Origin of the sequence: Cohnella laeviribosi DSM 21336 (genome assembly GCF_000378425.1) — a bacterium.
Classification (GTDB): Bacteria; Bacillota; Bacilli; order Paenibacillales; family Paenibacillaceae; genus Cohnella; species Cohnella laeviribosi.
Map to the genome: position 1 here is coordinate 22,487 of NZ_KB899848.1, position 6,193 is coordinate 28,679.

The window sequence follows — 6,193 nt, forward strand, 5'->3', positions numbered from 1 at the left end:
AATACAGGTGGCGGGTTTGGCCTTCGGGATGGAATATGTTATCCTGAAATGAGAGGATGAAAAGAAATAAGAACTGGACAGGGAGGTGAGACAGATGAAGCTGGCTAGGCATAACCGTTTCATGACAAGATGGCTGCTGCTGATTTCCATGCTGGTTATGTCGATTTCGTTCATTCCTTTACCCGAATCCGAAGGTTCCGCAAGCGAGAGCGGCCGGGTGACCGTAGCCCAACTGGTCGCTTCCAATACGAAAGCCGCCGGCGCGGCGAACACCGTTTACGCGAAGAAGCTGATGGCCGCAAGCGTTCTTTGTGCGCTGCTGCTTTGCCTTTTCGGCCCGGAACGCAACGCCGATCGCCCTAAAGTCCAACGGCTTTATCTATACCCGTGGATTCCCCTTCGTTTAAAGCAGCTGTATTTATCCCCTCTTAAATTTACTTCCGATTTCGTCTCCTAAGCGATTTATATCCTTTTTCATTTCCAGTTTCAACCATTTCATAGTTGAAGCTTTGTTTGCTGTACCCATTTTTTGAGCGATCGGTACATTTATTGGTGCTGCTTCTTTTTCGGTTTTCCTAAAAAATGAATATAGTGGAGGTTTTTTGACCATGAACATTCGCGAGTCCGAACTTCCTGCTATCGGAAGAAAATTTCAGATGGTGACGGATAGCGGAGACAAATTGGTGATCATCGTTCATGACGACGGAAGGCGGGAAATGTACCACTTCGACCATGACGACCCCGACGATTCGATCTCCATGGTGACGCTGACCGACGAGGAAGCGCGCCAGTTGGCCGGCATTATCGGCGGCATGGCCTACAAGCCGAAAGCGCTGGAAACGATCGAAATGGCGTTCGACGAGCTGGTCATCGAATGGTACAAGCTGGAGCCCGGAAGCAAATGCGTCGGCAAAACGATCGGCGAGCTCAACGTCCGCAAAAATTCCGGCGTCACCATCCTCGCGGTCGTCTGCAAAAACCAGACGAAACAGCTTAATCCCGGGCCGGATTACGTACTCACGGCGGAAGCGACGATCGTGGTTATGGGGGAAAGGCGCCAGCAGAAAGCGTTCCGGGAAATTCTCGCAAAAGGGGGCGGTTAAATGGATCTGACGCATATCGTTCTTGAAATCGGGATTGCGATCGCCTTGATCGCGGCGGCGGGTCTGCTGTCGTCCAAACTGCGGTTTTCCGTTATTCCCTTTTACATCCTGATCGGCATGGCAGTGGGCCCGCACGCCTTTCACTGGGGACATTTCGATTTGCGCTTCATCAACAGCGCGCCGCTGATCGAGTTTATGGGACGGATCGGCGTCCTGTTCTTATTGTTTTATCTGGGGCTGGAATTTTCCGTCGGCAGATTGCTCAAAGCGGGAAAAAGCATTGTCGTGGGCGGCACGATTTATATCGGCATCAACTTTACGCTCGGCCTTGTATTCGGCTTCGTGTCCGGCTTTCCGCTGGAAGAAGTGCTGATTATCGCCGGGATCACGACAATCTCGTCCAGCGCGATCGTCGCCAAGGTGCTGGTCGACCTGAAGCGGACGGCCAATCCGGAGACGGAAATGATTTTGGGCATCATCATGTTCGAAGACGTGTTCCTCGCCGTCTATTTGTCCATTTTGTCGGGGCTTGTGCTGAGCGGTTCCTCGACGCTGGGCGGCGTGCTTTTGTCAGCCGCGGTGTCGCTCGGGTTCATGCTGGCGCTTCTCCTGATCGGCCGCAAAGCCGTTCCGGTCCTGAACAAGCTGCTGAATATCCGTTCCAACGAAGTGTTTTTGCTCGTTATTTTCTCCATTTTGTTCATCGTTGCCGGTTTTTCGGAGACGCTTCACGTGGCGGAAGCGATCGGAGCGCTGCTTGTCGGGCTGGTCCTGGCGGAAACGGTTCACAGGCAGCGGATCGAGCATTTGATCGTGCCGTTCCGCGATTTTTTCGGCGCCATCTTCTTTTTCAGTTTCGGGCTGACCATCGATCCGGCATCCCTGATCGAGCCCAAAACGATCGTCCTCGCGCTGGGAGCGGTCATCGTGACGCTGATCGGCAATTTCTTTGCCGGCATGCTTGCGGGACGCACCGCCGGGCTGTCTCCGAAGTCGTCGACCAACATCGGTCTGACCATCGTGTCCCGGGGGGAATTTTCCATTATCGTCGCCAATCTGGGCAAAGCGGGGGGACTTATGGCGATTCTGCAGCCGTTCGCCGCCCTGTATGTTCTGATCCTGGCCGTTCTCGGCCCTTTGCTTACGAAAGAAACGAAAGCCATCTACAAGCTGCTTGACAAAGTATTCCATTTCAGCAAGCGGGCCGCGCAGGAAAGAAGCTCGCAAAGTTGAGTTGCCATATACCGCAGCAGATTTGCAGCAGACTAACGAATTTGCGTCACCCATGGATTCTCCATACACCATAACGGAAGGAGTCGTGCCGCATGACCAGTCGCGATGCCGCCCTTCCTGCCGCAAGCGCGGTCCGCAAATGGGCGGGGGTAGCGGCCGGCGCCGTTTTGGCGTCGGTCGGGTTGGAGATGTTTCTCATACCGCACCGGATCGTCGTGGGAGGCTTGACCGGAATATCGGCCCTGTTTTCCCATTTCACCGGAATGCGGCTCGGCCTGTTTCTGTTTATGTTCAATCTTCCTTTCGTGCTGCTTGGCTACCGGAAAGTCGTAAAACGCTACGGCGCGCGGGGGATATTTTCGATCTTGCTTTTCTCCGCGGGGGTGTTCGCGCTGCATCCGGCTCCGATGCTGACGATGAACCCGCTTCTTGCGTCGCTGATGGGCGGCTCCTGCCTTGGTCTGGGCATTGGCTGGGTGCTGCGCTTCGGCGGCTTTCTGGACTTGTCCGATTACGTTGTCGGCCGGATCTCGCAAAGCTGGGCCCGTTACGGCCTGTACGGGCTGAACGGTGCGCTTATTCTGGTCACGGGCTGGCTGATCGGTTGGGAGCAGTCTTTTCATTCGCTTGTCGCGTACGTTCTCGCGTTATGGTGGATGGGCGCCGGACTGAACGGTTCCCTGATGACGAGAACGCTGTGGATCGAAAGCGTCCGCGCCGAGGAAATCGTCGAGGTTCTGCAAAAAAGCTTGAACCGTAAGGCGACTCCGCTTCCGCCCGAAAGCCGCGGCGGCGAGGTTCCCGTCGTGCTCTGCACCGTCAATCGGCTTGAAGAAGCGAGGGCGAGAGCGCTCGTCAGGATGATCGACGGGGAAGCGGTGATCGGCGTCGCGTCGGGAAGGGAACCGCCCGTCTGCGATGCCCGGACCCGCCGCCGGCAAAAGAAGTAAGGCGCTGCATGATTATGCCTGCCTCGGAAGGGCAACCCTATTCCGTGTCCCGAATTTGCGCGTCCGGACAGACGTTGTCGCGGACCGGCGCTCATGACGAGGAGGAGAAAATGGCAACGACGATCGGCATTTTCGAACGGGAGGGGCAGGTGCTCGATGCGGTGGAGCGGATTCGCTCGTCCGCCGGGACCGCGAAAAGCTTGCGAATCATTGTGAAAAACGGGGAGAACGCCCCTCTGCTTGCCGGACACGCGGAAGCCCCGGTGGAAGAGGTTGCCGGCGTGCAGGGCACGCTGACCCGCAGCGATGACATGGATGCGGGATTTGCCGGGGAGGACGCGGGCATTGCGGCGGCGGCATGGGTCGCTCCTCTTCAAGGCGGCGGCTCGTCCGGCAATGCGTCGGCTTTACCGGTATTGGGGCTGCTTCGTTGGAACCGGGACGATGCGGACATCGGCGGAACGCTGAAGCAAATGGGCATTCCGCCTCATGCCGTCCGTTCGTGCGCCGAAGCGGTGGACGAAGGGAAGTTTGTTCTCGTTGCGGAAGGCGGCTCCATCGAGCGGAACGACGCCCTGTTTCGCCAGGCGGGAGCCGTCGACGTGCTGTACTGACACCCGAAGGACAGAGCGGTTGTTCCGGAACGGCTGTACCAAGACGGCGGGCGTCAATCCAAATGTAAGAACACAGAACAACGGAACCTCCAACAATCACCGCAAAAGTGAGGCTGGAGGCTCCGTTTTAGCTTGATGTCTCGCCAGCCCCGGAACAGGCGGCGTGCACCGGCGGTTGCGGGCACTTCCCCCCCTTCCGTAATCGCTTCGGACCATTGCGGTTCATCCCAAATTGCCCAAACTCCCTCGAACTCTCCAAAACTCTCTCAAACTTCCCACAGCCTTTAAACTCTCTCAAACTTCCCACGGCCTTTGTAGCTTCGTCGATAAAAACATCGCCGGACCGCTTCCGAACGATGTGCGATGATTCCGAAGTACCGGGCAGGTTCCCTTCCTGAATCGGCAATGGCAACCGATTTTTTTTCTTTCGACACATCCAACGTATTTTGTGGTATCCTTCATCGTAAGCAGCTCCTTTGCATGTAGCTCTGAAATGGTTGTGTTGCAACTCCATTTTAACCTACGGATGTGCAAATGGGGCTGTTTTACGTTCATCATAACTTTCATAGCAATTGGAAGACCCGGTTCAGCGGACGGCGACCGAGAACGAGACTGTAGTTGCGCAAAAAGCAACTGCGTGGCCCTTTTCTGTTTTTTCGCGCCAGAAGTTGCTTTTATAGCAATTGGAAGACCCGGTTCAGCGGACGGCGACCGAAAACAAGGCTGTAGTTGCGCAAAAAGCAATTGCACGGCCCATTTCCGTTTTTACGCGCCAGCAATTGCTTTCATAGCAATTGGAAGACCCGGCTCTGCGAAGGGTGAGCTGGCGAGGCTGGAGGATTTCGGCGTTTTTGGCTTTGATGCTTGTCGAAAGTCAGCCTTGAAACCGGATGGCTTTCGCTTGCCCGCAAGAAAGCGGTGATGGCCCAAAAAAGAAATGAGATGGAGCCAAAATAACGTCTGCGCGATCCCATTTCGGATTGTTGAATGGATGCATCCGGTTGACCGTGCTGCCTTTCTCGGCAGATTAGTTGCTTGCAGGACAGCTTTTGCGGAGGACGCGGTTCGGATTACGCGGGCTAGAGAGCATATAATTCGAGCGTGACCGTGCTGTTGGGTAGAGCAGGGAAGTCCAGCAGGGATTCCGGAATGATCCGGCCATTGTAGCGGATTCTTACGCCAGCATTCGCGCCGATCGGGATGCCGGAGACGGAAATGATCCGCCCGAAAGGTCCGAAGCGGACCAGCCCGCTGAACAGCAATGCCTGACGGATCGTGATTCCGGGGAAGAACGGAACGTATGCCGAACGGGTTGCTCCCGGGAAAGTAAAGCCGCCCAGAACACGAACGATGATGAATGACGGCCAAGGTCCGGGCGGAAACGGTCCGGAACCCGGAGGGAACGGCCCAGGTCCGGGCGGAAATGGCCCGGGCCCCCCCGGTCCGCCGGGTAACCCCGGTCCTCCAGGACCGCCAGGCATACCGGGACCTCCGGGACCGCCAGGCATACCGGGACCTCCTGGCCCTCCCGGACCGCCTGGCATACCAGGTCCGCCCGGTCCCCCGGGTCCGCCCGGAGTCATCATGCGCTGCTCCGCCGGCAGCACCCACCAGGGGATTTGCCTGACGGGGGCATTTGTTTCGTTTTCGCTTTGGTGCAGACGAACCTTTTGGGCCTGCGGCTTCTTGTTAGCCGGCTCCGGCGTCTTGGACTTTTGCGAACGGGATGAAAGTTTCGCTAACGTGCCGCCGGACGATGGATGACTTTTCGACCGAACGTTTGCCGGCCGTTGTTTTGGCATGGGGTTCTCCTCCTCGTTGCGGGGGAAATGCTGGCGATTGATTGATACTGCACAATATGCGAATGCCTATCCGCAGGTGCCTATACGCGAAGGAGAACGTCCGCCGGAAATACGGTGTCGACGATAAAAAAAGAACCTGCAGCACCGCTGCAGGTCAGTGGAGAGATATATAAATGAAAAGGGGGGTCATGAATTTATTGTATCCTCCCACTATTATTTAATGTTTTCTCGCGTTTTCTCACTCGTTCTTAGATTTTCAACCATCGACCATCCTGAAAGATGGATAAGTCATGTAGCTATGACATAATTTTCTGGAGGAGCCGGAGGCGGGAATAGAGGTTGGGACGCTGTTCCCAATCTATGGATGAGTCGTATGACCGCACTCTGGATATCCACTCTATTCCCCCGACGGCTTACCCTCCCATGTCACGCTGGGTCTTAGCCCTTACATTCCTTCGTTCTGCCTCTCGAGGTGTGGACGCCGTTTCCTT

The 6,193-nt window shown here is 56.1% G+C and carries 5 protein-coding genes; all 5 read left to right on the plus strand.

Annotated features, from left to right (window positions below):
* Positions 1-94 precede the first annotated feature (94 nt).
* A complete protein-coding gene (locus F560_RS0118815; RefSeq protein ID WP_019007309.1) occupies positions 95-457 on the plus strand; it encodes a hypothetical protein in 363 nt (120 codons plus the stop codon).
* Positions 458-608: 151 nt separating this feature from the next.
* Positions 609-1,103: a cation:proton antiporter regulatory subunit gene (locus tag F560_RS0118820; protein WP_019007310.1), complete on the plus strand. Its 495-nt coding sequence runs from the start codon at positions 609-611 to the stop codon at positions 1,101-1,103.
* Positions 1,104-1,109: 6 nt separating this feature from the next.
* On the plus strand, positions 1,110-2,336 hold the full coding sequence (locus F560_RS0118825; RefSeq protein WP_026298403.1) for a cation:proton antiporter: 1,227 nt from the start codon (positions 1,110-1,112) through the stop codon (positions 2,334-2,336).
* A 92-nt stretch (positions 2,337-2,428) separates the two neighbouring features.
* Positions 2,429-3,286, plus strand: coding sequence for a YitT family protein (locus F560_RS0118830; RefSeq protein ID WP_019007312.1), 858 nt, complete (start codon positions 2,429-2,431; stop codon positions 3,284-3,286).
* Between the two features lie 110 nt (positions 3,287-3,396).
* Positions 3,397-3,900 carry a hypothetical protein gene (locus tag F560_RS0118835; RefSeq protein ID WP_156829050.1) on the plus strand — a complete coding sequence of 168 codons (504 nt, stop codon included), beginning with the start codon at positions 3,397-3,399 and terminating at the stop codon, positions 3,898-3,900.
* Positions 3,901-6,193 lie beyond the last annotated feature (2,293 nt).